Origin of the sequence: Microbulbifer yueqingensis, from assembly GCF_900100355.1 — a bacterium.
Lineage (GTDB): Bacteria > Pseudomonadota > Gammaproteobacteria > Pseudomonadales > Cellvibrionaceae > Microbulbifer > Microbulbifer yueqingensis.
In genome coordinates this window covers 722,325-748,446 of sequence record NZ_FNFH01000001.1, presented here as the reverse complement: position 1 = coordinate 748,446, position 26,122 = coordinate 722,325, and the positions used below count along the sequence as shown (strand labels likewise).

The 26,122-nt window shown below is 62.4% G+C and carries 20 protein-coding genes; 12 read left to right on the top strand and 8 right to left on the bottom strand.

All coding sequences use genetic code 11. The features are described from left to right. Positions 1-18: 18 nt before the first annotated feature. From BLT26_RS03255 to BLT26_RS03240, 4 genes are read right to left on the bottom strand one after another with little or no spacing between them, the layout of a single operon-like run. Positions 19-1,227 (bottom strand): ABC transporter permease, encoded by a 1,209-nt coding sequence (locus tag BLT26_RS03255; protein WP_091508181.1) that lies wholly within the window; start codon positions 1,225-1,227, stop codon positions 19-21. A gap of 10 nt (positions 1,228-1,237) precedes the next feature. Then, positions 1,238-2,557 (bottom strand): ABC transporter permease, encoded by a 1,320-nt coding sequence (locus BLT26_RS03250; RefSeq protein WP_091508178.1) that lies wholly within the window; start codon positions 2,555-2,557, stop codon positions 1,238-1,240. A gap of 11 nt (positions 2,558-2,568) precedes the next feature. After that, positions 2,569-3,270, bottom strand: coding sequence for an ABC transporter ATP-binding protein (locus tag BLT26_RS03245; RefSeq protein WP_091508176.1), 702 nt, complete (start codon positions 3,268-3,270; stop codon positions 2,569-2,571). A gap of 39 nt (positions 3,271-3,309) precedes the next feature. Beyond that, positions 3,310-4,590, bottom strand: a complete 1,281-nt coding sequence (locus BLT26_RS03240) for an efflux RND transporter periplasmic adaptor subunit (RefSeq protein WP_091508171.1) — start codon at positions 4,588-4,590, stop codon at positions 3,310-3,312. A 387-nt stretch (positions 4,591-4,977) separates the two neighbouring features. Between BLT26_RS03240 and BLT26_RS03235 the strand changes: the two genes are divergently transcribed. From BLT26_RS03235 to BLT26_RS03225, 3 genes are all read left to right on the top strand, one after another. After that, the gene (locus BLT26_RS03235) at positions 4,978-6,471 is read left to right on the top strand and encodes a SulP family inorganic anion transporter (protein WP_091508168.1); all 1,494 of its coding nucleotides are present in this window, start codon (positions 4,978-4,980) and stop codon (positions 6,469-6,471) included. After that, the gene (locus BLT26_RS03230) at positions 6,471-7,385 is read left to right on the top strand and encodes a universal stress protein (RefSeq protein ID WP_091508164.1); all 915 of its coding nucleotides are present in this window, start codon (positions 6,471-6,473) and stop codon (positions 7,383-7,385) included. Before BLT26_RS03235 ends, BLT26_RS03230 begins: the two co-directional genes overlap by 1 nt. 98 nt (positions 7,386-7,483) lie before the next feature. Next, a complete protein-coding gene (locus BLT26_RS03225; protein WP_091508159.1) occupies positions 7,484-8,218 on the top strand; it encodes a sterol desaturase family protein in 735 nt (244 codons plus the stop codon). 48 nt (positions 8,219-8,266) lie between these two features. Here BLT26_RS03225 and BLT26_RS03220 read toward each other — a convergent pair whose 3' ends face one another. Then, positions 8,267-8,686 carry an acyl-CoA thioesterase gene (locus BLT26_RS03220; protein ID WP_091508156.1) on the bottom strand — a complete coding sequence of 140 codons (420 nt, stop codon included), beginning with the start codon at positions 8,684-8,686 and terminating at the stop codon, positions 8,267-8,269. Between the two features lie 466 nt (positions 8,687-9,152). Here BLT26_RS03220 and fabV point away from each other — a divergent pair, with 466 nt between their 5' ends. Both fabV and BLT26_RS03210 read left to right on the top strand, forming a co-directional pair. Then, entirely contained in the window at positions 9,153-10,331 is a 1,179-nt protein-coding gene (gene fabV, locus BLT26_RS03215; RefSeq protein WP_091508153.1) for an enoyl-ACP reductase FabV, read from the top strand. Between the two features lie 159 nt (positions 10,332-10,490). Then, on the top strand, positions 10,491-11,534 hold the full coding sequence (locus BLT26_RS03210; protein ID WP_091508150.1) for an NADP(H)-dependent aldo-keto reductase: 1,044 nt from the start codon (positions 10,491-10,493) through the stop codon (positions 11,532-11,534). Positions 11,535-11,632: 98 nt separating this feature from the next. Here BLT26_RS03210 and BLT26_RS03205 read toward each other — a convergent pair whose 3' ends face one another. Further along, positions 11,633-14,278: a TonB-dependent receptor plug domain-containing protein gene (locus BLT26_RS03205; RefSeq protein ID WP_091508147.1), complete on the bottom strand. Its 2,646-nt coding sequence runs from the start codon at positions 14,276-14,278 to the stop codon at positions 11,633-11,635. Positions 14,279-14,681: 403 nt separating this feature from the next. Here BLT26_RS03205 and BLT26_RS03200 point away from each other — a divergent pair, with 403 nt between their 5' ends. The 6 genes from BLT26_RS03200 (at position 14,682) to BLT26_RS03175 (ending at position 19,966) form a co-directional block, all read left to right on the top strand. Beyond that, positions 14,682-14,915 carry a DUF2789 domain-containing protein gene (locus BLT26_RS03200; protein ID WP_091508145.1) on the top strand — a complete coding sequence of 78 codons (234 nt, stop codon included), beginning with the start codon at positions 14,682-14,684 and terminating at the stop codon, positions 14,913-14,915. Between the two features lie 183 nt (positions 14,916-15,098). After that, positions 15,099-16,064 carry an LpxL/LpxP family Kdo(2)-lipid IV(A) lauroyl/palmitoleoyl acyltransferase gene (lpxL, locus tag BLT26_RS03195; protein ID WP_091508141.1) on the top strand — a complete coding sequence of 322 codons (966 nt, stop codon included), beginning with the start codon at positions 15,099-15,101 and terminating at the stop codon, positions 16,062-16,064. Between the two features lie 105 nt (positions 16,065-16,169). Then, a complete protein-coding gene (gene dapA, locus BLT26_RS03190) occupies positions 16,170-17,045 on the top strand; it encodes a 4-hydroxy-tetrahydrodipicolinate synthase (RefSeq protein ID WP_091508138.1) in 876 nt (291 codons plus the stop codon). A gap of 74 nt (positions 17,046-17,119) precedes the next feature. Beyond that, on the top strand, positions 17,120-18,295 hold the full coding sequence (bamC, locus tag BLT26_RS03185) for an outer membrane protein assembly factor BamC (protein ID WP_091508135.1): 1,176 nt from the start codon (positions 17,120-17,122) through the stop codon (positions 18,293-18,295). Beyond that, positions 18,295-19,062 (top strand): MBL fold metallo-hydrolase, encoded by a 768-nt coding sequence (locus BLT26_RS03180; RefSeq protein ID WP_091508132.1) that lies wholly within the window; start codon positions 18,295-18,297, stop codon positions 19,060-19,062. Before bamC ends, BLT26_RS03180 begins: the two co-directional genes overlap by 1 nt. A gap of 82 nt (positions 19,063-19,144) precedes the next feature. Next, entirely contained in the window at positions 19,145-19,966 is an 822-nt protein-coding gene (locus BLT26_RS03175) for a sulfite exporter TauE/SafE family protein (protein WP_091508128.1), read from the top strand. 230 nt (positions 19,967-20,196) lie between these two features. Here the strand turns inward: BLT26_RS03175 and BLT26_RS03170 are convergent, their stop codons facing one another. Next, positions 20,197-21,729 carry a peptide MFS transporter gene (locus BLT26_RS03170; protein ID WP_091508125.1) on the bottom strand — a complete coding sequence of 511 codons (1,533 nt, stop codon included), beginning with the start codon at positions 21,727-21,729 and terminating at the stop codon, positions 20,197-20,199. Between the two features lie 348 nt (positions 21,730-22,077). On the opposite strand from BLT26_RS03170, the gene BLT26_RS03165 reads away from it, so the two are divergent. Next, positions 22,078-23,295 carry a tetratricopeptide repeat protein gene (locus BLT26_RS03165; protein ID WP_091508121.1) on the top strand — a complete coding sequence of 406 codons (1,218 nt, stop codon included), beginning with the start codon at positions 22,078-22,080 and terminating at the stop codon, positions 23,293-23,295. A 162-nt stretch (positions 23,296-23,457) separates the two neighbouring features. Here BLT26_RS03165 and BLT26_RS03160 read toward each other — a convergent pair whose 3' ends face one another. After that, positions 23,458-26,073: a TonB-dependent receptor plug domain-containing protein gene (locus BLT26_RS03160; protein ID WP_091508119.1), complete on the bottom strand. Its 2,616-nt coding sequence runs from the start codon at positions 26,071-26,073 to the stop codon at positions 23,458-23,460. Positions 26,074-26,122: the final 49 nt, after the last annotated feature.

The window sequence follows — 26,122 nt, the reverse complement described above, 5'->3', positions numbered from 1 at the left end:
TAGCCTGGAGGGTCTCAACTACACACTGCGGGTGGCCGTGGCCGGCGAGATATTGGCAGCGCGCAGGGCGGGGACCAGGGCGGCCACCAGGCTGACGCTCACCAGTATTAACGCACAGACCAACAGCACGGGCAACGACAGCGCGGGCTGCGAGTAGGAGGACACCATGAAGTGATTGGCGATCTGCGCCCCGGCCATGCCCAGCGCCAGTCCGGTCACGGCAATCAGGCTATTTTCCACCAGGAAATAGCGGCTGATGTTGGCGCGGGTGGCACCCAGCGCACGGCGCACCCCGATCTGCTTGCGGCGCTGGTTGATCCAGAACACTGTCAGGCCCACGATCCCCAGCGCGACGATAAAGGTAAGCAGGGTCACGACTGCCGACAGCACCTTGACCATGACATTGTCGCTCATGTAACTGCGCTCGAGCCGCTCGGACAGCGTCTCGATATGCATCACTCGCTGTGGGTCGCGCTCGGCAAGTTGCTTTTCCACCGCTTTCAGTACTTCGTCGCGCCGGCCGGGCTCGGCACGGACCATGTAGCGCTTGAAGTTGTTTTCCTGCAGGCGCGGGAAGAAGATCACGTTCCCCGCCTTGGACCAGCTCACCCAGGCGCCCAGGTGACGCTCGACTATGCCGATAATCTCGACCGGGTCGGTGCCATTGGAGTTGTAGAAAGACTTGCCCAGGGCATCGCCGTCGGGGTAGAGCGCATCCGCCATCTGCCGGGTGATGATGGCCACCTGGGTGCGGGCATCCTCGTTGGGCTGGACTACCCGCATGTCAGCCGGGGTGAAGTTGCGACCGGCGACCAGGTTCATACCCAGCGTCTGCATAAAGTGGGGGCCGGTCTCGTAATAGTTGGACACCTCGCCGCCAATTTCCTGGTTGGGCTGGCTGTGGAACACACTGGCCGATCCGGAGCCCGACACCGGGATCTGGTTGGTGTGGGTGGCATCCACCACACCGGGAATGGAGCGCAGCAGGTCGAGGTCTGCGACCACCGCTCCATGCATGTCGTAATCCTGCGCGATTGGCTGGAAGGTGACCGCGATCAGGTCCTCAACGGGCATGCCCGTAGGGCGAGCCATCTTCTCGATGCGGTCCTGCACGATAACGCTGGCATTACTGACAATCGCCAGGGTAAGGGCCAGTTGCAGCGCAATCAGCATCGCCGAGATCTTGTTGCGCCAAAGGGCGGACAACATGGGTTTCAGTTCCAACATGGTGCTGTCCTCACTGGGTTTTCAGGTAAAGGGAAGGGTTGGTGCGGCTGACCCGCCATGCAGGGTAGATACCGGCCAGCAGGCTGGCGAGAATCGCCATGCCCACGGCGGCCAGCATCATCAGCCAGTCCATGGTGGCAACCTGGTCGATGTAGCCGAAAGAGAGCTGGCGGATGGTGCCGAGGCCGACCAGCGCCAGCAGGATGCCGCACAGGCCGCCGAACACGCCGATACAGCCGCTCTCGATCAGATGCTGCACGAACACTGCATGGCGGCTCGCCCCCAGCGCACGGCGTACACCGGCTTCCGGCGCCTTGCGCAGGAACTTGGCCAGCATCAGCGCCACCGCGTTGACCACACATACCAGCAGGAATGACAGTGACAGCCAGCCCAGTACGCGGTTGTCGTCACTGAGTACTTCATTCAGCACTAGCCATTCCGAGGGGTTGGTGAGGGCGAACTTCAGCGGGCGCTGGAAGCGGCCCTGCTGCTTCTGCTCACGGATATAGCCGGTCAGGAAGTCCCTGTAATTCTCCAGTTGCTCTTCGTCCTGCAGTTCCACCCAGTACTGGATCCACACGCTCTCGCTCTGCAGGTGACCCTCGTAGCCCTCGCCGCTGTCGCCACTGGCCCAGCCGTTGGTGTTGCCCCAGCTGTAAATTTCGAATTTGCGATGGAGGCCAAAGGGTATGTAGATCTCCTCCGCTTCGTTGAAGGGGCCGTTGTTGAGGTCGTAGATCTTCGGTGACGGATTCCAGTGATCGAGGACTCCCACCACGGTAAAGGGCTCGCCGTTGAGGTCGATTGACCGGCCGACGCTGTTCTCGCCTCCGAACAGCTTCTCGTTGGTGGCTTTCGACAGGACCACCTGTTGTACCGGCGACCTGTCCGCGTCAGCGTCCCAGGTGCCGCCGTAGACAAAGGGCACGTCGAACAGCGCGAAAAATTGCCGCGTGGTGATACGCGCTTCCGCGCTGAAGGGGCGCAGCTCGAAATCGTCCGAGCTGACTGTGAACCCGTAGCGATGCATCGCAGCCTGGCGGGTGGGGATGTCCGAACGCAGCAGCGCCATGGCATCGCGATAGGTCAACTGGTAGGGAATCTCGTTATTGCTGCGCTGGTACGCCTCGTTGGGATCCCAGCTGTCCAGCTGGACGGCGTAGAGGACATTGTCTTTATGGGCCAGCGGGTTCTGCGACATCATGTAATTGAGCGTGAGTACCGTCATCGACGCACCCACGCCCACGGCGATGGCGGCCACCATAAGGGCGCTGAGGACCGGTGTGCCGCGCAGGCTCCGGATCGCGAGTGAAACGTAGTATCCAAACATAGCTGCTCTCCTTAAGCCGTAGCGGCTTCCGCTGCGGCGACGGCGTGCTGCAGGTCGGATACCTGGCCATCGACGATCTGGATATTGCGGTGCGCGCGGCGAGCCAGGTCCGGATCGTGGGTTACCATCACGATGGTGGTGCCCCACTCGTTGATGAATTCCAGCAGCTCCATCACCTGGCGTGCCATCAATGAGTCCAGGTTCCCTGTTGGCTCATCCGCGAGCAGGAAGCGGGGTTCGCCGGCCAGGGCGCGGGCGATGGCTACGCGCTGCTGCTGGCCGCCGGAGAGCTGCGCCGGCAGGTGTTTGGCGCGGGCAGAAAGGCCCACCTGCTCCAGCACCTTCTCGATCCGGCGGCGGCGCTCCTTGGCGTTGAAACCCCGGTAGCGCAGCGGCACGTCGATATTGTCGAACAGGTTAAGGTCGGGAATCAGGTTGAACCCCTGGAAGATAAAGCCGATTTTCTCATTGCGCAGGCGCGAGCGGTCGCGGTCGTTGAGCCCGCTGACGTCCTCGCCATCGAGAAGGTACTGGCCACCAGAGGCGGTCTCCAGCATGCCGGCGATATTGAGGAAAGTGGTCTTGCCCGAACCACTGGGGCCGGTTACCGAGACGAACTCTCCCTCCTTCACTTCCAGGTTGAAGTCGCGCAGGGCGTGGGTTTCGATCGTGTCCGTGCGGTAGCTTTTGCGGATGTTGTGCATCTTCAGCATGGTTCTGGTTCCCTTTTGTGTGATTTGTTGCAATGCGATTTATTGTTTGAGCGCGATGACCTGCGCGTTATCGAGTTCCTCGGCGGCAGAGATGATGATCTGGTCACCCTCGCTCAGGCCCGAGACGATCTCTACCTGGTTGAGACCGAGCGCACCGATCTGGATCGGCACCCGCTCTGCCTGCTGCTCGCCATTCAGTTTCCAGGCGTAACGGCCGCCGGTCTGGTCGAGGAAGGCGCCGCGCTTGACCAGCATTACGTCATCGCGATTCTCCAGCAGGATGCGCGCCGTCAGGCGCAGGTTCTGGCGCAGGTTTTCCGGCTGGCTGTCGGTAAAGCGCACGCGGGCGATTACCTGGTTGTTGATAACCTCCGGTGAAATGGCGGTGATCTCGCCGGGCAGCTTCCTGCCGCCGAGGTTGATCTCCACCTCCATGGCGAGGCCCAGGTCGTCGGCGTAGTTTTCCGGTACCGCGGCCTCCAGCTCAAAGCTGGTGAGGTCGACGACCGTCATCAGCGGCGCATTCGGCGGGATGGCACTGCGCTGGGCAACCGCCAGGCTGCCGACGGTGCCATTGACCGGGGATACGATCCTGAGGTCGCGTACCTTGCGTTCCAGCTCCTCCACCTGCAACGTCTGCTGCGAGACCTGCAGCTGCAGGGTCTGGGTCTCGAAGGCCAGGGCCTCTTTTTCCAGCTCGGAGTTCTGCACCGCCTGGCGATACTCCAGCTCGGCGCGCGCCAGGTCGTCGCTGGCCTTCTCGAAGTCCAGCTGCGAGATGATCTGCTTTTCCATGGACAGCTCGGCGCGCCTCAGCTCGCGCCGCGCCGCGGCCAGGTTGACCTTGGCCAGGTCGGCTTTTTGCTGGTTTTCCAGTCGCTGGCGCTTGGCCTGGATCTTCTGGCGCTCCAGTTCCACGGTCAGCTTATTCAGCAGCGCCCGCTCCTGGGCCAGCTGGTTGGACAGCTCGGGGCTGTCCACCTCGGCCAGCAGCTGGCCCTCCTCGACGATATCGCCAGCCTTGACCGCGAACTTCACGATGCCCTGGGCAGGGCTGAACAGGGTGGGGCTGTTGGCGGCCACCACCTGGCCCTGTACCACCAGGTCGCGCACCAGGTCGCCGCGCTGTACCTGTGCGACGTTGATCCGGGACAGGGACAGGGTGCCGTCCACCGAGCTGGTGCTCCACCAGGAGCTGATTCCCCAGAAAAGAAATGCCGCTGCCGCGGCGCCGGCGCCCGCGAGGCGCAGCAGCCGTGGACTTTTCCAGGCGGGCCTGCGCTCCAGCTGTATGTCCTGTCCCGATGTGTCTCTGATCATTGCTGCTTTCCGTTACTGATCGCTGTGGTTTTCGCTATGGCTCTTGTTGCACCCGCAGCGTCTATCCTCTCTGTGACGCCCTGACCACCCGGTGTGGATGCACTCCCGCGCTCTTGCTGCGGGTACGGTTTTCGGGCTTGCCTTTGCGGTGTTGTCCGCTCTATCGCAAGCGCTGTGCCAACTTCTTGAATTTGACATAAGCCCATGAAATTAAAGGGTTTTTATGGGTGGTTAGTGGGCCTGATGCAGAGCCAGGGTGTCCGCTGGGGGTGTCCGCTGTCCGGGCGGACAGGGGCCGGACAGTTCCTGCCTTTATTGCCGGCGTCCGCCGTGATAGAGTTCGCGGCCTTTTTTTGACCAGATTCTTTACTTCGGTAAATCCCTCCTATGCTCCTCTCTTCCACAAAAGCCGACTGGTTCGGCAATATCCGTCGCGATGTCCTGGCCGGCCTGGTGGTGGCGCTGGCACTGATCCCCGAGGCAATTGCCTTCTCCATCATCGCCGGGGTCGACCCGCGCGTGGGTCTCTATGCCTCCTTCTGTATTGCGGTGGTGACCGCGGTCGTGGGCGGGCGCCCGGGCATGATCTCCGCCGCCACCGGCGCCATGGCGCTGTTGATGGTGACCCTGGTGAAGGAGCACGGGCTACAGTACCTGCTGGCGGCCACCCTACTGACCGGGGTGCTGCAGATCATTGCCGGCTACCTGAAGCTGGGCAGCCTGATGAGCTTCGTGTCGCGGGCGGTGGTGACCGGTTTCGTCAACGCACTGGCGATCCTGATCTTCATGGCCCAGGTGCCGGAGCTGACCGGCGCCAACTGGCAGGTGTACGCGATGACCGCCGCTGGCCTGGGCATCATTTACCTGTTCCCTTACGTTCCAGTCGTCGGGAAAACGGTGCCCTCCCCACTGGTGTGCATCCTGGCCCTGACTGGGGTGGCCGTATACCTGGGCATGGATATCCGCACGGTGGGTGACATGGGCGACCTGCCGGACACCCTGCCGGTGTTCCTGTGGCCTGAGGTGCCCCTGAATTTCGAGACCCTGCAGATCATCTTCCCCTATTCCGCCGCACTGGCGGTGGTGGGCCTGCTGGAGTCACTGATGACCGCCACCATCGTGGACGACCTGACCGACACGCCCAGCGACAAGAACCGGGAGTGCAAGGGCCAGGGCATCGCCAATATTGCCGCCGGTAGCCTGGGTGGCATGGCGGGTTGCGCAATGATCGGCCAGTCAGTGATCAACGTGAAATCCGGGGGGCGTGGCCGCCTCTCCACGCTGGTGGCCGGTGTCGGGCTGTTGACCCTGGTGGTGTTCCTCAGCGACCTGGTGGCTGTCATTCCGATGGCCGCGCTGGTAGCAGTGATGATCATGGTGTCCATCGGCACCTTCAACTGGGATTCGATCCGCAATCTCAGGGAACACCCGCTGTCCACCAACCTGGTCATGCTGGCGACGGTGGTTGTGGTAGTGTGGACGCACAACCTGGCCTATGGTGTATTTGTCGGCGTACTGCTGGCGTCCCTGTTCTTCGCCAACAAAGTCGGTCACTTCATGTATGTGGCTTCGGAGCTGGATGAGCCCGCCTCCACCCGCACCTACCGCGTGGTGGGGCAGGTGTTCTTCAATTCCGCCGACAAGTTTGTCGCCGCCTTTGATTTCAAGGAAGTGGTGGACAAGGTGGTGATCGACCTGAGCCGGGCGCATTTCTGGGATGTGTCAGCTGTCCACGCGCTGGACAAGACAGTGGTGAAATTCCGCCGTGAAGGTGCCCAGGTGGAGCTGGTAGGATTGAATGAAGCCAGCGAGACGATCGTCGACCGCTTCGGTGTTCACGACAAGCCGGAAGAAATCGAGAGGGTCCTGGGAGGACACTGATGACCGAGAGTCTGCATAACAATAACCACAACCCGGGTAACGGGCTGGTCAACGGCAAGAAACGCGAGCCGGTGGTGCTCTCCTGCATCGACGGCTCCCGCCACACCAGTGCGGTATGTGATTACGCGGCATGGATCGCACTGCGCACCGGTGCACCGCTGAAACTGCTGCACAATATCGAGCGTGGCAACGTGCCGGCGGTAGCGGACCTGACCGGCAGTATCGGCCTGGGTAGCCAGGAGGAATTGCTGGAAGAACTCACCGCGCTGGAGCAGCAGCGCTCGCGCCTGATGGTGCAGCAAGGCAAGCTGATGCTGCAGGCGGCGCGCGAGCGCGCCACCATGACCGGCGTGGAACAGGTAGAGACCTGCCAGCGCCATGACAACCTGGCCGAGTCGCTGATTGAGCTGGAAGACAGCATCCGTGTACTGGTGCTGGGGATCCGCGGCGAGGAGCATGGCGATTCCGAGCAGGGACTCGGCTCCCAGCTGGAAAATGTAGTGCGCTCGCTGCACAAGCCGATCCTGGTGGTGAACCGCGAGTTTTCCGAGCCGCGCCGCATCATGCTGGCTTACGACGGCAGTGAGGCCGCCGGCAAGGCCCTGCGTATGGTGGCGGACAGCCCGGCCTTCCGGGATATCTCCTGCCACCTGGTATTCGTCGGCGACCCTGAGCGGGCCGAGACACTGCTGGCCGGGGCCAGTGCTGAACTCGACGCGGCCGGGCTTGCGGTGACCGCCAGCAATCTAAAGGGCAATACCGTCGAGGCCCTGATCGCCTACCAGCAGGAAAACGATATCGACCTGACGGTGATGGGCGCTTTCAGCCACAACCGGTTGCGTGACCTGCTGATGGGCAGCATTACCGCCAAGATGCTGTTGAAAACCCGGCAGCCAGTGCTGTTGCTCCGTTAAGCCGCCACCATATAAGTCGCCACCACGCGCTGAGGTTTATGCGCTGAGCCGCCGGCCGCGGGCTGCCCGGGCCGGCCAGACCGCCAAAGGGGGTCACCATGAACCACTCGCAGTCCGGCCCATGCCCGCCACGCGTGGCATCCTTCCGCCACCGCTATCGCCAGCGCCATATCGGCAGGTACTACAGCGGCTGGCTCCACCTTGCCTTCACCACCTGCGCGACCATTGCCGTCTGTGCCCTCAGCCTGCTCCAGCTGCAGGAGGTTCTCTGGTACGAGTGGCTCGTGGTTCCAGTGGCGTTTGTCTATATCAACCTGATGGAGTACTGGGGACACCGGGGACCCATGCACCACCCGCCGACGGGATGGCGCAGGCGGCTGCTGTCAGGAGTCTACCGGCGACATACCCTGCGCCATCACCGTTTCTTTCACCAGGATGCGATGGCCTTCGATGGCAGTCGCGACTTCCACGCCGTGCTGTTTCCGCCGGTGCTGGTGACCTTCTTCCTGCTGGTGACGGTACTGCCGTCGGGGCTGCTCGTAGCCTGGCTGTTCGGGTCCAATGTGGCCTGGTTGTACGCCGCCACGGTATTCGCCTATTTCCTGAATTACGAACTGCTGCACTTTGCCTACCATACGCGGGAGGACGGTCCGCTCGGGCGGCTGCCGGGCATGGCCGCACTGCGGCGGCTGCATACCTGCCACCACGATCCGCGCTTGATGAACCGCTACAACTTCAATATCACTTACCCCATCGGCGACTGGCTGTTCGGGACCCTGTACCGGGATAGCCCCCGCCCGGGCGGGGAGGTGGCGGGGGTGGCCCAGCGATAGAGGGTATTCCGTCCCCGGGGCGATGCCGGCTTGCCCGGAGGCAAGGTGTCAGCCCGCGAGGCGTCGCTCGCGGTTCTCCTCGGTTGCCTGGCGGGCCTGCTCCAGAGTCATGCCGGCCTTCTGGTGGGGGGTGGGCCTGCCCTCTGCGTCCAGGGCCACGAACACAATGCGGTCCACCCGCAGGATCAGTGCGTGATCCTGCTTCCGGCGCACCTCGCAGTGAATGGTCAGCGAAGTGCGACCGATTTCCACCACCTCGAAGCCGAACTCCACCACGTCGCCGCAGAAGGCGGAGCTGACGAAATTGATCTCCGACATCAGCTTGGTGACCACCATGGGGGTGCCCATCTGGCAGCCGGCGAAGATAGCCGCTTCCTCGTCGATCCAGGCCAGCAGCTGTCCGCCGAAAAGGCGCTGGGCCGGGTTGAGATCTCCGGGTTTTACGAAGTGACGGGAGTAATATTTCATGGTTACCTCTCTGTGGCGCCAGTGACCCCGGACAATCCGGGGAGCTTCCAGACTGGATGTCCCGTTACCGCAGGTGTTGCGACAACTGCCCCTGATATTGCATAGAGTGTGCCAACCACCAGGTTACAGGCCTGGCGACGCCAGCGGGCGTTTTCGCCGTCGCCAGGCCACCCGGGGCGCCCCCTCCGGTGGCAGTGGGACCGGGCCTCTGCACCGGCGGCAGGCATCTTGGCCAGTCTGGCCGCGACTCGGGAGATTCTGGACACTGTCGGTTTGCGGCTGCCGCTCCCCCTATGGACTGTTACCCCATCGCCTTTAGAATGTCCGGTCACTGAAAGCCGGGCGCTGTGCGTGCGCCGGGCCGGCCGCGGCCGGACAAGGCAAAGAACCGAGAAGAGAACAATCGCGGTGTGCGGGCGCTTGCCCGCCACCCCCGTATCCCAGAGCAGAAGGGAGAGAGACAGGCATGATTATCCAGCCCAAAGTACGCGGATTCATCTGCACCAATGCCCACCCCGAGGGTTGTGCAGCCAACGTGCGCGAGCAGATCGAGTACATCAAGTCCCAGCCCGCGATCGAAAATGGCCCGAAGAATGTGCTGGTTGTGGGCGCTTCCACCGGCTACGGCCTGGCCTCGCGCATCACCGCCGCCTTTGGCTGCGGCGCCGGCACCCTGGGTGTGTTCTTCGAGAAGCCGCCGACGGAAAAGCGCACCGCCTCCGCGGGTTACTACAATTCGGCCGCGTTCGAGGACGAGGCACACAAGGCGGGCCTGTACGCGAAGAGCATCAATGGCGATGCCTTCTCGGACGAGGTGAAGGCCCAGGCGATCGAGATGATCAAGGAAGACATGGGCAAGGTGGACCTGGTGGTATACAGCCTCGCTTCCCCGCGTCGTAAGGACCCGAAAACCGGCGAGCTCCATTCCTCCGTGCTGAAGCCGGTGGGCAAATCCTATACCGCCCGCAACCTCAATACCGACAAGCTGGAGATTTCCGATATCACCCTGGAGCCTGCAAACCAGGAGGAGATAGACGCAACTGTGAAGGTCATGGGCGGCGAGGACTGGGAACTGTGGATGCAGGCCCTGGGCGACGCCGGTGTACTGGCCGATGACTGCAAGACCGTGGCTTACACTTACATCGGTGAGAAGCTTACCTGGCCGATCTATGGCCACGCCACCATCGGCAAGGCCAAGGAAGACCTCGATCGCGCGGCGAAAGAGATCAGCAATAAGGGGCAGGCCGATGCCCACGTGGCGGTACTCAAGGCCCTGGTGACCCAGTCCAGCTCCGCTATCCCGGTGATGCCGTTGTATATTTCCCTGGTGTACCAGGTGATGAAGGAAGAGGGCACCCATGAAGGCTGTATCGAGCAGCTCTATCGCCTCTACACCGAGGGCCTGTACGCAGACAATCCGCGGCTGGACAGCGAAAACCGCTACCGCATGGACGACAAGGAGTTGCGCCCGGAGACCCAGGCCCGCATCGAGGAGCTGTGGCCGCAGGTTACCGAGGACAACCTGTTCGACCTCACCGACTACAAGGGTTACCAGGCGGACTTCCTGAAACTGTTCGGTTTCGGCGCCAGGGGTGTCGATTACGATGCGGACACCAGCCCGGTGGTGGAAGCGGATTTCAAGTAATCCCGCGTTCCCCCCTGATCTTTTTGTAGGAGCGGCCGCTGGCCGCGATCGTGCTCGGGGTTATTTTGGGGGGTGCGATCGCGGCCAGCGGCCGCTCCTACATTTACCTTCCCTGAACCTGCATAATCTCCCTTTTGGAGAAATTGCAGGAGCACTCCCATGGAATACCGCCAGCTCGGCACCACCGATATCCGGGTCAGCGAGATCTGCCTCGGCACCATGACCTTTGGCGAGCAGAACACCGAAGCCGAGGCCCATGAGCAGCTGGATTATGCGCTGGCCAACGGGGTGAACTTCATCGACTGCGCAGAGATGTACCCGGTCCCCCCGCGGCCCGAGACTTTCGGCCGTACGGAGGAGTACATCGGCACCTGGCTGGCGGCGCGCGGCAACCGGGACCGGTTTGTGCTGGCCACCAAGGTGACCGGGCGCGGTGCGGCGAACTCGGGGGTGGGGCATGTGCGCGGTGGGCCGCGCCTCTCCCGCGAGCAGGTGCTGGCGGCCTGCGATGATTCCCTGCGACGGCTGCGCACCGATTATATCGACCTGTACCAGGTGCACTGGCCGGAGCGCCAGACCAATTTCTTCGGGCGACTGGGCTACGAGCACGGCGACGATGACGGCGTTGCAATCGCCGAGACCCTCGACGCCCTGGAAGAGCTGGTGAAAGCGGGCAAGGTAAGGCAGGTTGGCGTTTCCAACGAGACGCCCTGGGGCATGATGGAGTACCTGAAGCTCTCTGCCGCGCGCGGCAAGCCCCGTATCGCCAGTATCCAGAACCCCTACAACCTGCTCAACAGGAGCTTCGAGGTGGGGTGTGCGGAAATGGCCATCCGGGAAAAGTGCGGGCTGCTGGCCTACTCACCACTGGCCTTCGGCGCCCTGTCCGGTAAGTACCTGGGGGGGCGCAAACCGGTTGGTGCCAGGCTGACCCTGTTCGAGCGCTTCCAGCGCTACACCGGGAAGCGTGCCGTGCTGGCCACGGAAAAGTATGTTGCGCTTGCACGCGAGGCGGGGCTGGACCCGGCCCAGATGGCGCTGGCATTCGTCAACCGGCAGCCGTTTGTCACCTCGAATATTATCGGCGCGACCAATGTCGACCAGCTGCAGAGTGACATCGCCAGCGCCGAACTGGAACTCGGTGACGACCTGCTGCAGGCGATTGAGGCAATACATTCGGACAATCCCAATCCGGCTCCTTGAGCCGGTTATCGCAAGGGCAGAAAAAAACCGCCGCTGCCAGCTGGCAACGGCGGTTTCTTTATTGGTGCCCGACACACCGGCCGGGCGGTTTGGCGCGATTAGAACTTGTAGGTGGACGAGAGGTAAGCGAAGCGCCCCTGACCGCTGTGTACGCTCGGGGTGAAGCCCATGAAGTCCGCGTAATCCATCGGCGGCTCCTCGTCGAACAGGTTGGTTACCCCGAGTGTGACTGTAACGCTTTCGAAGCCGAAATAGTTCACCGTGGTATCGACCGTGGTCATGGAATCGATATCGCCCATGCCCGGCTGTGCCACCGCAGCATCCTGCGCGAAGCTGTCGATGAAGTTCACCGCCACGCGCGCGGAAACATTATCGCGGCTCCAGTCCATAGCGGTGGTCCAGCGCAATTCCGGCAGCTCGTAATCACCAGCCTCGCGGTTGATGCGCGTTCCGCCGTCCGCGGCCGGACGCAGCTCCTCATATTCCAGCATGTAATTCATGACATAGGAAAAGCCGAAGCTGCCGTAGTCGGTGTCCAGGTTGTAGCGCAGGTCCAGGTCGATGCCACTGGTGGACAGGTCACCGATATTCTGGAACGAATCGTAAATGGTCACTACCTCGCCCGGGTCATTGGGATCGGCGGACGGCAGGCGCACGACCACTTCCGGATCACTGCCGAGGTTGCTGAACACATACTGGGTGTCGGAATCGATGATGTTCTCGATATCGTAGCTGTAGTAGTCCACTGTCAGGAGCAGCTGCTCGTCCAGGTTGACGATCATACCGAGGTTGTAGCTCTCGGATTCCTCGGGGCCCAGGTCGGGGTTACCGGCGAAGACTGCGGTGTACTCCTGCGGCTCGCACGCCTTGTTGATATTGCCCACCGCTTCGCAGCGGATACTGTCCACCAGGTTGGGGGATTCATCGGTGCGGCCCAGGCCCAGCTGCGACAGCGACGGTGCGCGGAAGGCCGTACCCCAGGAGCCGCGGAAGGAGACGCTGTCCAGCGGTGACCAGAGGAAGGACACCTTCGGGTCGGTGGTGGTGCCGAAATCACTGTAGTCCTCGTGACGGGCCGCCACCTGCAATTCGAGCGTTTCCAGCACCGGCACCGCCAGTTCGGCAAAAACGGCGGTGTTGTCACGGCTGCCGTTGGCCTGGGTGGCCTCGGTACCGAAGATGTCGCCGCGCAGGAACTGGTCATCGGGGTTGTCGCTGATGCTGTCCTGGCGGTGCTCTGCACCGATAGCCAGCATCAGGTCGCCACTGGGCATGGACAGTAAGGGCCCCGAGAACTGCGCATCGACGGAGCGGGTGGTGGATTTGCCCACCCGGGTGGTGGTGGTCTCGATATAGGCGAGCGCCTCGGCTGAGTTGGACGAGGGTTCAAACGGATCCCACAGGCCGCTGTCGATCGCTTCCTGCACCCGGCGCGAGTTCGGGAAACCGTCCACGCCCCGCTCGACGGCATCGCTCTTGATATAGCTGTAGGCCGCCTCCCAGTTCCAGCTGCTGCCCAGCTCGCCCTCGAGGCCCAACACGCTGCGGAAGTAGTCCGAGTCCACCTCCTTGCGGCGGTTACCGATGTCCACCGTGCGCCGGCGCATGGTCAGGTCCTGCCCATAGAAAGGATGAGTCGGCATATCGGCGAACGGGTGATTCGGGTTGTCGCCGGACATGAACAGCTCGTTGAAGCTCGGGCTGCCGGCGCCCTTGACGGTGGTCTTGGAGTTCTGTCCGCTGATTTCGGCAAACGCCTCCACACGGTCGGTGACGGTGTAGCGACCGAGGTAGTTGAAGCTGACCCGCTCGGTGGACGGCACCATACTCATGAACGGGGCATAGTCGTAGCGACAGAGGTTGTTGGCCGCGTCGATATCCTCGGGGGCACAGACGTCGTTGCCAAAGGTGTCCGCCAGGCGCACAGTGGGATCGGATGCCAGGGCGATGGTGCCCGGGATGCCGGCGGAGCTGCGGAAGTCCGTGGCAAAGGGGTCATCCGGGCGCAGGGCGGCCTGGTTGGCGGAGCGGGCATAATCGCGATCCGCGTAGAGGGTTTCCTCGCGGTTGAAGTAATCCACGATAACGGTGTGGCTGCTGTTGTCCGTCACATTACCCCACACCATGCTCAGGTTGCTCTCGCTGCCGCCGCCGGCGGAAGTGCCGCCCACCTTGCCGGACAGTTCCACGCCGTCGAAATCGTCGCGCAGGATAATGTTGATTACCCCGGCGATGGCGTCGGAGCCATATGTGGCCGAGGCGCCGTCCTTGAGCACATCCACGCGCTCGATGGCGGCGAGGGGAATATTGTTGATATCCACAAAGGAGGTGTCGATATTCTTGGCAAACGGGCTCACGGAAACCCGGCGGCCGTTGACGAGGATCAGGGTGGAGTCGGCACCCAGCCCGCGCAGCGACACACTGGAGCCCCCATTGGCGGTATCGTCACTGCTGTTGGCCTGGGTGGAGAAGGTGCCCTGGCCGGAGATAGGCAGCTTGGTAAACAGGCCGATCAGGTCGGTCACGCCGGTGGCGGCGATATCCTCGGCGTTGAGGCTGGCCACAGGCGAGGGGCCGTCCATCTGTGCGCGCTTGATGTGGGAGCCGGTGACCTCCACCAGCTCGAGTTCCCGCTCGCCGGCGTCCTGGCCCTGTTGCGCCAGGGCCGGAGAGCCCTGCAAGGCAGCCAGCAGCGCTGACAGGCCCAGGGCCAGGGGTGTCTTTTTGAAGAATTTTCTTTCCATGGGGCGATCCTCATGCTTTTGCTTTTATTGGGAATAGTTTTTATTTTTACAGCGGTATTGAGACTATCAGTCTGTCCATGCGCGGGGAATCATCGAAGCGCGGATCGGGGACCTGAAGCGTCAGTTAGTGTGACCTGGGTCACCAAACATCCTGGGCGATGCCTGGCTGGGGTTTGTGGCGGGGGCTGGGCATGTTGCTCCGCAGTCATCCCTGCGGGAGGTCAGGGGCAGTCCCCGGGCTATTCAGGGAGGCAAAGATGGCGCGCGTTGTTGCAGGCGTAGGAGGTTCGCCGGGCCCCAATCTGCATCTGCGGGTCCGGTAGCCCTTTACGGACAGCCACTATAATCAGTAGATTGGTGCAGCACAGTCGATTTTCGAAAGCAATTTGCAGCCGGAGTCACAATGGATACTTCCACCCATCATTCGCTCAACGACCTGTTTGCCCAGCTGGGACTCGCGTCCGAGGATGCCGCCATCGATGAGTTCCTGGGGCGTCACCACCTGTCCGGAGAGGAAAAGCTCGCCAAGGCATCTTTCTGGTCAGAAAACCAGCGTCGCTTCCTGGAGCAGGCGATTGAGGATGACTCGGACTGGTGCGAGGTGGTTGACGAGCTGGATACGCTGTTGCGCCACTAAAACTGTCCCGCCCCGGGTTCATCCGGGCTTGCCTGTCTGCCAGTAGTCACTGCTGGCCAGTTTCCCTGGCGGATACCGGCAGCGATCGCCAAAATCGGCCTGCCTCCGGCGCATTGGGTGGCTTTTATCCGCTATAATGCGCCGCTTTCTACCATTCTGCCGGTAACGAAATCCCACTGACTCATGGAAAAACCGCATTTTCGCGCGGCGCTGCTGCATCCGCGCTACTGGCTCACCTGGCTGCTGTTCGGGCTCTGGTACCTTGTCGCCCAGCTACCATATCGCTGGCAGCTGTCCATCGGCCGCGTACTGGGCCGCGCGATGCTGCATCTGGCGCCAAGCCGCCGGCTTATTGCCGAGCGCAACCTGGCCCTGTGCTTCCCGGAATGGTCCGCTGCCGAGCGGGAGTCCCTGCTGCGGCGGAACTTCGAGTCCAATGGCATCGCCCTTATGGAAACCGGCATGGCCTGGTTCCGCAGCAGCGCATGGCTGCGCCAGCGCTTTACGATCGAGGGACTGGAGCACCTGCAGGACCCTGCAGCCCGGGGGCAGGGCGTGGTTATGCTGGCCATGCACTTCACCACCCTGGAAATCGGCGCCCAGTTCATGTCCCTGAGCCACCCGGTGGATGGTATGTACCGGCCGCACAAGAATGCGGTTTATGACTATATGCAGCGCAAGGGGCGCGAGCGCCACGGAGAGGACTCCGAGGTTTTCCAGCGCAAGGATGTACGCGGCATGCTGCGGGCGCTCAAGCGCGGCCGGGCCGTCTGGTACGCCCCGGACCAGGACTACGGCATCAAGCAGGGAGTCTTTGCCCCCCTGTTCGGCCAGCAGGCGGCTACAGTGACCGGCACTTCACGCTTTGCCCGGGTTGGGCGTGCCCTGGTGGTGCCCTATACCGTCCGGCGACTGGAGGACGGCAGCGGTTACCTGGTCAAGGTTTACCCGCCGATCGGCGAAATTCCCTCCGGCGACGAACTGCGGGACGCGATGCTGGTCAATCAGTTTGTGGAATCGCGGATTCGCGAGCTGCCCGAGCAGTACATGTGGGTGCACCGGCGCTTCAAGACGCGTCCGCCGGGCGAGGCCGGAATTTACGACGGTGTGCGCAAGCGCAAGAAGAAACGCCGCCGCGACCGGCGCTGAGGTTGGCAAGCCCGGCTCTGGCATCCTCAGGGCGCCATCAGTAACATACCGGTTTGTTCACGGCGGTCTCCCCACGCCCAAAGGGGCATAAGTTAAGGAGTTAGGATGTTTTCCGGCAGTATGGTGGCCCTGGCCACCCCGATGTATGCAGACGGCGGCCTCGACTGGGACAGCCTGCACAACCTGGTGGAGTGGCATATCGAGCAGGGGACCCGCGCGATCGTGGCCGTGGGGACTACCGGTGAATCTGCCACCCTGAGCGTGAACGAGCACCTGGAGGTTATCCGCCGCGTGGTGGACCAGGTGGCCGGCCGTATCCCGGTGATTGCGGGGACGGGGGCCAACTCGGTTACCGAAGCCGTGGAGCTGACGGAAAATGCCGCCAAGTGCGGGGCGGATGCCTGCCTGCTGGTGACCCCTTACTACAACAAGCCCACCCAGGAGGGGCTGTACCAGCACTACAAGGCCATTGCCAGGGCCGTGGCGATCCCGCAGATTCTCTACAACGTGCCCGGCCGGACCGCGGTCGACATGCTGCCGGAAACCGTCCGCCGCCTGTCCTCGATCGGTAATATCGTGGGGATCAAGGAGGCCACCGGCGACCTGGACCGGGCCCGGGAGTTGCTCGAAATACTCCCGCAGGATTTCGCGGTCTATTCTGGCGATGACGCCACTGCCCTGGAGCTGATGCTGGCCGGGGGCCATGGCGACATCAGCGTAACTGCCAACGTTGCGCCAGCGGCGGTGGCGCAGATGTGCGAGGCAGCCCTGAAGGGCGATTCCGAGACGGCGCGGGCTATTGACCAGCGGATCCAGGTGCTGCACAGGGCGCTGTTCCTGGAGTCCAATCCCATCCCGGTCAAGTGGGCGCTGTGTGAAATGGGACGTATCGACAGCGGCATCCGCCTGCCCCTGACCCCGCTTTCGGCACAACACCACGGGGCCCTGCGGGAGGCCCTGCGCAGTGCCGGCGTACTTTGAATAAATGTCCCCGGCGACAGGCCCGGGGCGGCCGGGAATCCGGGACCGAAAGGTTTGAAGCATAGGAACCAATAATGACAAGACTGACTGCCAGGGCTGCACTCTGTATCGCCGGCGTGGCCCTTTCCGGCTGCGGTATCTTTGGAGATGACGGCTACTTTCGCGACCGCAGCAACGACTACCAGCAGGCGGACAGCCTGCCGCCGCTGCAAATGCCTGAGGGTGTGACGCCCAAGCAACAGGAAGAGCTTTACGAGGTGCCCCAGATCAGCAGCAGCGGTAATGGGGAGCCGGAGGAGTTCGAAGTGCCCCGGCCGCAGGCGCTGGCGGTCAACGTCGGCCTGGATCGAGTCAAGATCCAGAAGCTCGGCGACCGTCGCTGGGTCCTGGTTTCGCAGCCGCCCGAGGAGGTCTGGCCGCAGCTGCATTTCTTCCTGCGCACCTCCGGCCTGCAGCTGGCAACCTCCGATGCCACAGCAGGCATTATGGAAACCACCTGGCTGAGTTTCCGGGACAGCCCGGAGACCAAGGACAAGTACCGGTTGCGCGTCGAGTCCGGCGTACAGCCGGACACCACCGAGATCCACGTGCGCCATCTTTCCCTGCCTCGGGAGGACCCGCGCACTGAGGTGGCCTGGCCCGCACGCTCATCGAGCCCGGAACGTGAGGGCTGGATGATCGATGAGATGTCCACCGCCCTGGCAGCCGAATCATCGGGCGCGGCGGCGTCACTGGTGGCCCAGGCAATCGGGGGCGGCTCTGTCAAAGTGCAGCTGCGTGAACCGGCGAACAGGGATCCCTTCATCTCCCTCGACCTGTCCATGGACCGGGCCTGGGCCACTGTGGCCCATGCGGTGAACTCCGGTGCATACCGTATGCACCTGGAGGACGATAGCCGGCGCCTCTTCTACGTTACGTATGATGAGAGCCGCGAGCTGACCGACGAGGAGGAAGATGGTGGCTGGTTCTCCTGGGGTGGCTCTGAGAAGGAAGACAAACGCGCGGAGGCAGCGTCGAGGGTGACCCTGGAACAGCTGCTCGCCAACCTGGACCCGGCCACGGATCCCGCGCTGTTCGGCAGCATGACCGGCCTGGGTGGCGCTACCGGCGCGGAGATTCCCGGCTACATCGTGGTGGTTCGCAGCACGCCCGACGCGGTCGAGGTGCGGGTGCGCGACACCAGTGGCAAGCCCCTGAAGCGGGCGCGGGCCGCCGAAATGCTGATGGCCATTCGCCAGAACCTGATCTGATGGCGCTGCGGTTCGCTTCACTGGGAAGCGGCAGCAGGGGGAATGGCACCCTCGTCGCCAGTGGCGAGCACTGCCTGCTGGTGGACTGTGGTTTCACCATCAAGGAGACCGAGCGGCGCATGGCGCGGCTCGGCATGACTCCTGCGGACCTGTCGGCCATCCTCGTCACCCACGAGCACAGCGACCACCTTTCCGGGGTCGCTCCACTCGCCCGCAAGTATGGGCTTCCGGTCTACCTTACCCCGGGTACCCTTCGTGCCCGCGACATTGGCAAGCTGCCGGCCGTCCACCTGATCGAGGGTCACCGGCCCTTTGATGTGGCTGATATCCAGGTCACGCCGGTGGCCGTACCCCACGATGCGCGGGAGGCGGCGCAGTTTGTGTTCCGCTGCCGCGGGCGCAGCCTGGGTATCCTTACCGACCTTGGCACCGTGACACCCCACGTGGAAGAGCACTACAGTGGCTGTGATGCACTGGTACTCGAGGCCAATCACGATCCGCGCATGCTGGCCCACGGGCCCTATCCGCCATCCCTGAAACGACGTGTGGGCGGCGCCTACGGGCACCTGAGCAACCAGCAGGCGGCCGGTTTCCTGCAGCGGGTGGGCTACGAAAGACTGCAGCACCTCGTCGTGGCCCATATCAGCGAGAAAAACAATACCGTGGACCTGGCCCGGGCCGCACTGGCGGAGCCGGCCGGGCGCGTGGCCAACTGCATTTTTGCCTGCCAGCAGCAGGGCTTCGACTGGCTCGCTATCGAAACCTAGGGTTGACCCGGGAATGCCGGGTACCCTTTTATTTGCGCAAGGATTTCCCACCCTGCTGCAGGGAGGGGAGAAGGGGAGGGGAATGGAGACGCTCCTGGTTTACCTGGCCGTTGGCGCCGTGGCCGGCACCATCGCCGGCCTGTTCGGTGTCGGCGGCGGACTGATTATTGTGCCGGCGCTGGTGCTGGTATTCACTGCCCGGGGTATCGCCCCGGACATCCTCACCCATATGGCGGTGGCCACCTCACTGGCGACCATCGTTGTCACCTCCGTCAGCTCCATTCGCACCCACCACCTCAAGGGGGCTGTGGACTGGCGTATCTTCCGCGTGATGGTCCCTGGAATCCTGCTGGGTTCCTGGCTGGGTGGGGTCACCGCAGACCTGCTGCCGGGGCCCTGGTTGCAGTTACTGATCGGTGTATTCGCAATCCTCATCGCCGCCAAGATGTGGCTGGACGGCCTGCGTTCGGCGCCCCTGCCGGAGGACGGCGGCAGGTTGCCAGGCGCCGCCGGCCTTACCACAGCCGGCGGCGTCATCGGCTGGGCGTCAGCGATCTTCGGTATCGGGGGTGGCTCGCTCACCGTACCCTTCCTTTCCCGCAGCCACGTCCAGATACAGCGCGCGGTGGCCACCTCCGCCGCCTGCGGCCTGCCGATTGCCGTGGCCGGGGCGATCAGCTTCGCGATCCAGGGCTGGGGCAACCCGCTGCTGCCCCCCTGGAGCAGCGGTTATGTCTACTGGCCGGCGTTTCTCGGCATAGTGCTGGCCAGCGCCCTGTTCGCGCGCTTCGGTGCCCTGCTGGCACACCGCCTGTCTCCCCGGATGCTCAAGAACTGCTTCGGCGGCCTGCTGTTCGTGATCGGGGCCCGCTTCATCTGGCTCAATATTCACCTGCTTGCCTGAGCGGAGAATGATTCTGGGGCAGTAGTTCCCTTCACCGGCTCCCGGAGGACTGCCTGCTACCCGGTGCAGGCCGGCGCTTGATTGTGGCCCGTGCAGTGGAGGGAAAGGGACTCTCCAGGGGGCAAGACGCAGGCTTGGCTGTATGGTGCGGACATAAAAAAGGGCCACTGTTGCCAGTGGCCCTGATTTCAGCGTTTAGGGTAACGCTGCCTTGCCTGATACTGTTGGTATCAGACAGTCCTGGCAGCAGTCTCGGCCGGCTCTACCGGTTGCGACACCTCGCTGTGACCTTCCCATTTCTTGGATTTCAGGCTGATCAGCGCGATCACGGCACCGATGCCGATGCTGAATACGGCGATCTGCAGGTACAGGTTCGGCAGCTCAGATACGTTGTTGGGGTCGAAGTTGCCCGCCAGCAGGCCGGCGATGATGTTGCCGATGGAGTAGGTCAGTACAAACACGCCCATCATCTGGCCGGCGAAGCGGCGCGGGGACAGCTTGCTGACCGCACTCAGGGCCACCGGGCTCAGGCAGAGTTCACCCACCGTATGCAGGAAGTAAGTGGTTACCAGCCAGTAGGGCGCCACTTTCAGGCCCTCGGCAGCGTACTGGGCAGCGAAGAACATGACGATAAAGCCGCTGGCCATGATGATCAGGCCGATGGCGCACTTCATACCGTAGGACGGGGTGATCATGCGCTTGCCCAGGTTGATCCACAGGGCGGCGAAGAACGGCGAAAGGATGATGATGAACATCGGGTTGACGTTCTGGAACCAGGAGGCCGGGATCTCGAAGGAGCCGATCATGCGGTCGGTGTAGTCACGGCCGAACAGGTTGAGGGAGGAACCCGCCTGCTCGAAGCCGGACCAGAAGCAGGCTGACGCCACGCATACCAGGAACAGGGCCCACATGCGTTTCTTCTCAACTTCGGTCAGGTTGCCGCCAAAATAGATGTAGGCGTAGTAGGCGAAGAAAATCAGGGTAAAGGCCACGGCCACATACTGGGCCACGGCCACCGGGTTGATGGCGATGGCACCGGTCATGGTCAGGGCGGTGATCGCCGCCACTGCCGCGACAACCGCCCAGATGGTGCCCCAGGCCTTCTTCTCGCCCGCGGGGGTCATGGGGTGTTCCGGCTTCAGGCTGGCATCGCCCAGGTTGCCGATGGTCTTGCGGTACTGGATCAGGCCGATGGCCATGCCCACGGCCGCGGCACCGAAGCCCCAGTGCCAGCCAACTTTCTCACCGAAGTAGCCGCAGATCAGGTAGCCGAGTACAGAACCGATGTTAATGCCCATGTAGTAGAGGGCGTAGCCGCTGTCGCGGCGTACATCGTCAGACGAGTACAGATGGCCCACCAGCGCGCTGATATTGGGCTTCAGCAGGCCGGTACCGGTGGCCACCAGGATGAGGCCCACGAAGAAGGTGCTGTCACTGGGTATGGCCAGCACGATATGGCCGCACATGATGATGATGCCGCCGTACCAGACGGTGCGCTGCCCGCCGAGCAGGCGGTCGGCGATCCAGCCACCTGGCAGGCCCAGGAAGTAAACTGCGCCGGTATAGAGACCATAGATGGCAGTCGCTGCTGCCACGGTGAACGCCAGGCCTTCCTGTTGCAGGCTCGCGGTCATGAACAGTACGAGCAGGGCGCGCATACCGTAATAGCTCATGCGCTCCCACATTTCGGTAAAGAACAGGGTGGAGAGCCCTTTGGGATGGCCAAAGAAGCCATCGCTGTTCTGGTGTGTGTTGGACGACATAACCTGAAATTCCAGTTGTTATAGCTTTAGTTGGGGGCCCGGCTTTCACGGGGCGGTCGAAAACTCGACCAATATGCCGGTGGTGGTCGCAACTGCGCCGGCACTCTGCGAAAGCGTGGTACTTCCCGGTCCGCGTTGGTTGTGGAAATTCCGCGGCACTGGCCGATTCCCGCCGAAGCGGTGTTTCAACCTGCGGCATTTCCAGCACAAGTCCTTGAGTTTAACAGCAGTCTCTGGGGCAGGCGAATGGTTGCATTTGAAACCGGCCAATTTGCCATTCAGGTATTCACAGGCGGCGAATTTAGTGTTTAATCCTGTAAGAAAGTGATCTCACAGGGGAAAATGACAATGAAAACCCCACTGCTCGTGCTGGTACTGCTCGGTCTGGGCGGGTGTGCCAGCCTGCCTGAGCCGGCTGCCCCGGCTGATCTCTCTTCCCTACTCTCCGGTGAAGCGATTGTCGGCCGTCCGGTCACGAGCGCCGAATTGCCCGAGCGGGACCTGCTGGCGCTCTCACCAGGGATGCGCGACTACCTGGCCACGGTAGCGCCGCAAGCCCGTCCCGCATTGCGCCTGGCAGCACTGGTCCGTGACTTTGGCAACAACGGCTTCCAGGTCAGTTACCACGCCGGCAGTACCCTCACGGCCAGTGAAACCTGGCACCAGCAGCGGGGTAACTGCCTCGCTTTCACCCTGATGATGGTGGCGATGACACGGGAGCTGGGTGCGGCGGCCTATTTCAATGAGGTGGATATTCCACCGGTGTGGGATAGTGCCGAGGAGCAGACTTTTGTAGTTTACCGGCACATCAACATGGTGTCCGAGAGCAGGCTCGGCCGGCGGGTGGTGGATTTCAACCTGGAGGCCTACGACCCGGTTTACGACCAGCGGCGGCTCACGGACCGGCAGGCCTTTGCCCAGTATTACAGTAACCGCGGTATCGAACTGATGCAGGCCGGGGACCACGGTGCGGCCTTCAGGCACCTGCGCAAGGCCATTGACCTGCAGCCCGGCAGCAGCGATCTCTGGTCCAACCTCGGTGCGCTGTACAGTCGCGCAGGGCATGTCAGCGAGGCAGAGCAGAGCTACCAACAGGCCCTGGCCCTGGACTCCGCCCACCTCGTGGCAATCAGTAACCTCGAGCGGCTCTATCGCGTCAGTGGTCGAACCGGGCTGGCAGACGCCTATGCGAAACGCGCTCGCCACCACCGGGCGCACAATCCTTACTTCCTGTACTACCAGGCACGTAGCGCCTATGAGGACGGGAATTACGCGGACGCAGAAAAACAGCTGAAACGTGCCTTACGGCAGCACGAAGACGACCATCGTTTTCACTTCCTGATGGGACTCACAAGCTTCCGCCTGGGGGATGTCAAAAGTTCGCGCGAGCATTTCACCCAGGCCTTCCTGCTCGCAGGTAATCCTGCCACCGAAAACGCTTATGCCCGTAAACTGCGGGCGATCTCCGGTGGCGAGCTCCGGTTTGAGTCCCCGGGAAGGCGCGGCGCTGCAACTCCCGACCTGGGAGTGCGCGTAGTGGATCCCGAAACCTTTATCAGTAACTGATCGACTGCTATCGGATGATTTAGCCACCTCGATACTGTGTCCAGGATATGCGGAATAGCAGGAGTGGCGGGCGGCGGCAGGTCGGACAGCACAGCTAAAAAAAAGGGCCAACAGAGTTGGCCCTTTTCCTTCCCGAGATAACTCAGGAATAGCGTTGCTTCATCAGAAGCTCATGGTGTACTCGGCGTAAACCGTGCGACCGGTATTGTCGTACAGGCTGAAGTGCTCTCGAGCGAACTTGCCATCCTTGTCCAGCACCGGATCCTCGTTGGTCAGGTTGCGAGCACCGACCTTGATGGAGCCGAAAGATGCTGTATCCAGGCGGTAGGCCAGGTTCAGGGTGGTCCAGTCGTCCAGGTCCTCACCGCTCTTGGACAGCGAGCCACTGTCGGCGATCTCGGTGAGTTCGTCGTGGGCGGAGACATAGTCGACGGTCAGGTCAACTGCATGCATGCCCATGCTCCAGCCCAGCATGAACTGACCGCGCATGTCGGGGTACAGGTTGAAGGTGGATACGTCCTGCACCGGGCCCAGGTAGAAAGCGTCTTTCTCGTAAGAGAGCTGCTGGCTTACCAGGCCGCCCACGGTGATCATGCCGAACTCGGTATCGAAGCCGCCGTCGAGCTTCACGTCGACACCGGTCACGTCCAGGATGCCCGCGTTGGTGGTCTTGGAAAACACCTCGGTATCGGCACCGGTGCCGCTGACGTAGATACCGGTGGAGGGATCCAGCGCTACACCGCCGGCGCGAGCCCAGAAGATTTCCTGGGTAGAAGGCTGGACGATGACGTCCTCAACTTCCACGTTCCATACGCCCACGTCGAGGCTCCAGCCGCTGACAAACTCCCAGTTACCGCCGATAGACAGGGAAGTGGAAGTTTCCGCATCCAGGTCTTCGTTGGTGGAGTAGTAGGTGTCCCACTGGCGATAGACGCCGGAGGCCGGGTCGGTGGCACTTTCCGCGGAGAAGGCGGACGGGCCATACAGCTCGTCGAGGGCCGGCGCGCGGAAGCCTTTACCGGCGCGTGCGCGCAGGCTCAGGGTGTCGGTTACGTTGTAGGTAGCGGACAGGGATGGCGCCACGTTGGAACCGAAGTCGCTGTAGTTGTCGTAACGGACAGCCGCATTCATCTCAACCAGGTCGGTAACCGGGATGATCGCTTCAGCGAATACCGCGGCGACATCGCGCTCGCCGGCGGCGGAGTTGCCGGAGCTGCCACCCACCAGGCCGGCCTCGGAAGCGGCGTCGTACTGGTTGGCATACTCGATCTGGTAAGCCTCAGCACCACTCAGGACGATGGTCTCACCCGCACCGAACCAGTCGCCGGCGTCAAACTGCAGGTGACCGTAAACCTTGGAGAGGGAAGTGAAGTTGTCCTGGGAGGTAGTGGCACGCATGGCGGCCGCGCCCTCGGCGGAGAACGGGTCTTTGCCCTGGGCCAGGATGTAATCCAGTCCCGGGTAGGACAGGTAGTACATACCGTTTTCCTTGGACTCGTAACGACCTTTCTGGGCGTAAGTCTCGTAGCTCACACCGTTGGCCAGGTCGCCACGGAAACCGGCGGTAAAGTCGTACTGGGTATCAGTCACGAAGTTGTCGCGCGGGCCGATATTGGTCCAGCGGTAGTAACCTGTGATCTCGTAATCCTCGGTAATGTCACCACTGGCCAGCAGGGCATCAACATCGAACGGCACGTCGCGGTAGTCGGCAGGCATGTCTTCCCACTTGGCAGCCGGCGGCGCGTAACGGCCAAAGGAGTCCACCTTCGAGAACAGGATGTTGGTGAAGAACTCGACACTCTCGGAAATATCGTAATTTGCGCTCAGGAAGGTGTTAACGCGGTTCAGCTCGGCCTTGTTGGCCGAGATGTTGGCGTAGTTGTAGTTGCACAGGGTGCCTTCCGGCTCGTCGAATGCCAGGGCGCCGGTTTCGAGAAACGCGGAATCGTCGGCACAACCGTTGGCGGCCTGGATGTCGTAGTACTTGGTGTTCGGATCGGAGATCTGGATGGACTTGCCGTAGTAGGAGTAGCCATCGGTATCCACGTAGGAATCGAGGCGGCCGTCGCCATCGTCGCGGATCCAGGCTGCGGTGTAGTCGCGATCGGCGTCGAAGATCGGGTCACGACGATTGTACTCTGCGGCAAAGGTTACGTTGCCGCGGTCGCTGGTGATACCGGAGATGAAACCAAAGGACTCCTCGATACCATCGTCGTTGGCGCGCTCGCCACGGCGGGCGGTAAATTCGAGACCCTCGAAGTTCTCGCGCATCATCAGGTTGACAACACCTGCTACAGCGTCGGAGCCGTAAACAGCGGAAGCGCCGTCAGCCAGGATGTCGATACGCTCAACGGCGGTCATCGGGATCATGTTCAGGTTGACGGAAGCTGCGCCCAGGTTCGGGGAACCCGGCATGCGGCGGCCGTTGATCATAACCAGGCTGCGCTGTGCGCCCAGGCCGCGCAGGTTGATGGTTGCATTGGACTGCGCAGAGCTGCCGGAGCGCTCGTTGAAGGAGCCCAGCGAGTTCAGCGGGGTGGAGCGCAGGGTGTCGGAGATCATCAGGCTGCCTGTTGCGTCGATGGCCTGGCGGTCCATGCTGACAACCTGGGCGGACTGGTCGAAGTTGGTGCGCTTGATGCGCGAGCCAGTCACTACAATCTCTTCCACCAGAGTGGCGTCACCCTGTGCGAAAGCGGGCATCGCCGGAACCATGACTGCGGCTGCGGTAAGGCCGATAGCGCCTTTTACAGCTACGGACAGGAGGTTCTTTCTCATTGTAAATCCTCTTTCGAATCGTTGGACTTATATTGCTTCGGCCTTGTGA

Excerpts from the sequence above, each read along its gene's own strand:
- BLT26_RS03255 (WP_091508181.1), bottom strand. The coding sequence starts at position 1,227 with ATGTTGGAACTGAAACCCATGTTGTCCGCCCTTTGGCGCAACAAGATC.
- BLT26_RS03250 (WP_091508178.1), bottom strand. The coding sequence starts at position 2,557 with ATGTTTGGATACTACGTTTCACTCGCGATCCGGAGCCTGCGCGGCACA.
- BLT26_RS03245 (WP_091508176.1), bottom strand. The coding sequence starts at position 3,270 with ATGCTGAAGATGCACAACATCCGCAAAAGCTACCGCACGGACACGATC.
- BLT26_RS03240 (WP_091508171.1), bottom strand. The coding sequence starts at position 4,590 with ATGATCAGAGACACATCGGGACAGGACATACAGCTGGAGCGCAGGCCC.
- BLT26_RS03235 (WP_091508168.1), top strand. The coding sequence starts at position 4,978 with ATGCTCCTCTCTTCCACAAAAGCCGACTGGTTCGGCAATATCCGTCGC.
- BLT26_RS03230 (WP_091508164.1), top strand. The coding sequence starts at position 6,471 with ATGACCGAGAGTCTGCATAACAATAACCACAACCCGGGTAACGGGCTG.
- BLT26_RS03225 (WP_091508159.1), top strand. The coding sequence starts at position 7,484 with ATGAACCACTCGCAGTCCGGCCCATGCCCGCCACGCGTGGCATCCTTC.
- BLT26_RS03220 (WP_091508156.1), bottom strand. The coding sequence starts at position 8,686 with ATGAAATATTACTCCCGTCACTTCGTAAAACCCGGAGATCTCAACCCG.
- fabV (WP_091508153.1), top strand. The coding sequence starts at position 9,153 with ATGATTATCCAGCCCAAAGTACGCGGATTCATCTGCACCAATGCCCAC.
- BLT26_RS03210 (WP_091508150.1), top strand. The coding sequence starts at position 10,491 with ATGGAATACCGCCAGCTCGGCACCACCGATATCCGGGTCAGCGAGATC.
- BLT26_RS03205 (WP_091508147.1), bottom strand. The coding sequence starts at position 14,278 with ATGGAAAGAAAATTCTTCAAAAAGACACCCCTGGCCCTGGGCCTGTCA.
- BLT26_RS03200 (WP_091508145.1), top strand. The coding sequence starts at position 14,682 with ATGGATACTTCCACCCATCATTCGCTCAACGACCTGTTTGCCCAGCTG.
- lpxL (WP_091508141.1), top strand. The coding sequence starts at position 15,099 with ATGGAAAAACCGCATTTTCGCGCGGCGCTGCTGCATCCGCGCTACTGG.
- dapA (WP_091508138.1), top strand. The coding sequence starts at position 16,170 with ATGTTTTCCGGCAGTATGGTGGCCCTGGCCACCCCGATGTATGCAGAC.
- bamC (WP_091508135.1), top strand. The coding sequence starts at position 17,120 with ATGACAAGACTGACTGCCAGGGCTGCACTCTGTATCGCCGGCGTGGCC.
- BLT26_RS03180 (WP_091508132.1), top strand. The coding sequence starts at position 18,295 with ATGGCGCTGCGGTTCGCTTCACTGGGAAGCGGCAGCAGGGGGAATGGC.
- BLT26_RS03175 (WP_091508128.1), top strand. The coding sequence starts at position 19,145 with ATGGAGACGCTCCTGGTTTACCTGGCCGTTGGCGCCGTGGCCGGCACC.
- BLT26_RS03170 (WP_091508125.1), bottom strand. The coding sequence starts at position 21,729 with ATGTCGTCCAACACACACCAGAACAGCGATGGCTTCTTTGGCCATCCC.
- BLT26_RS03165 (WP_091508121.1), top strand. The coding sequence starts at position 22,078 with ATGAAAACCCCACTGCTCGTGCTGGTACTGCTCGGTCTGGGCGGGTGT.
- BLT26_RS03160 (WP_091508119.1), bottom strand. The coding sequence starts at position 26,073 with ATGAGAAAGAACCTCCTGTCCGTAGCTGTAAAAGGCGCTATCGGCCTT.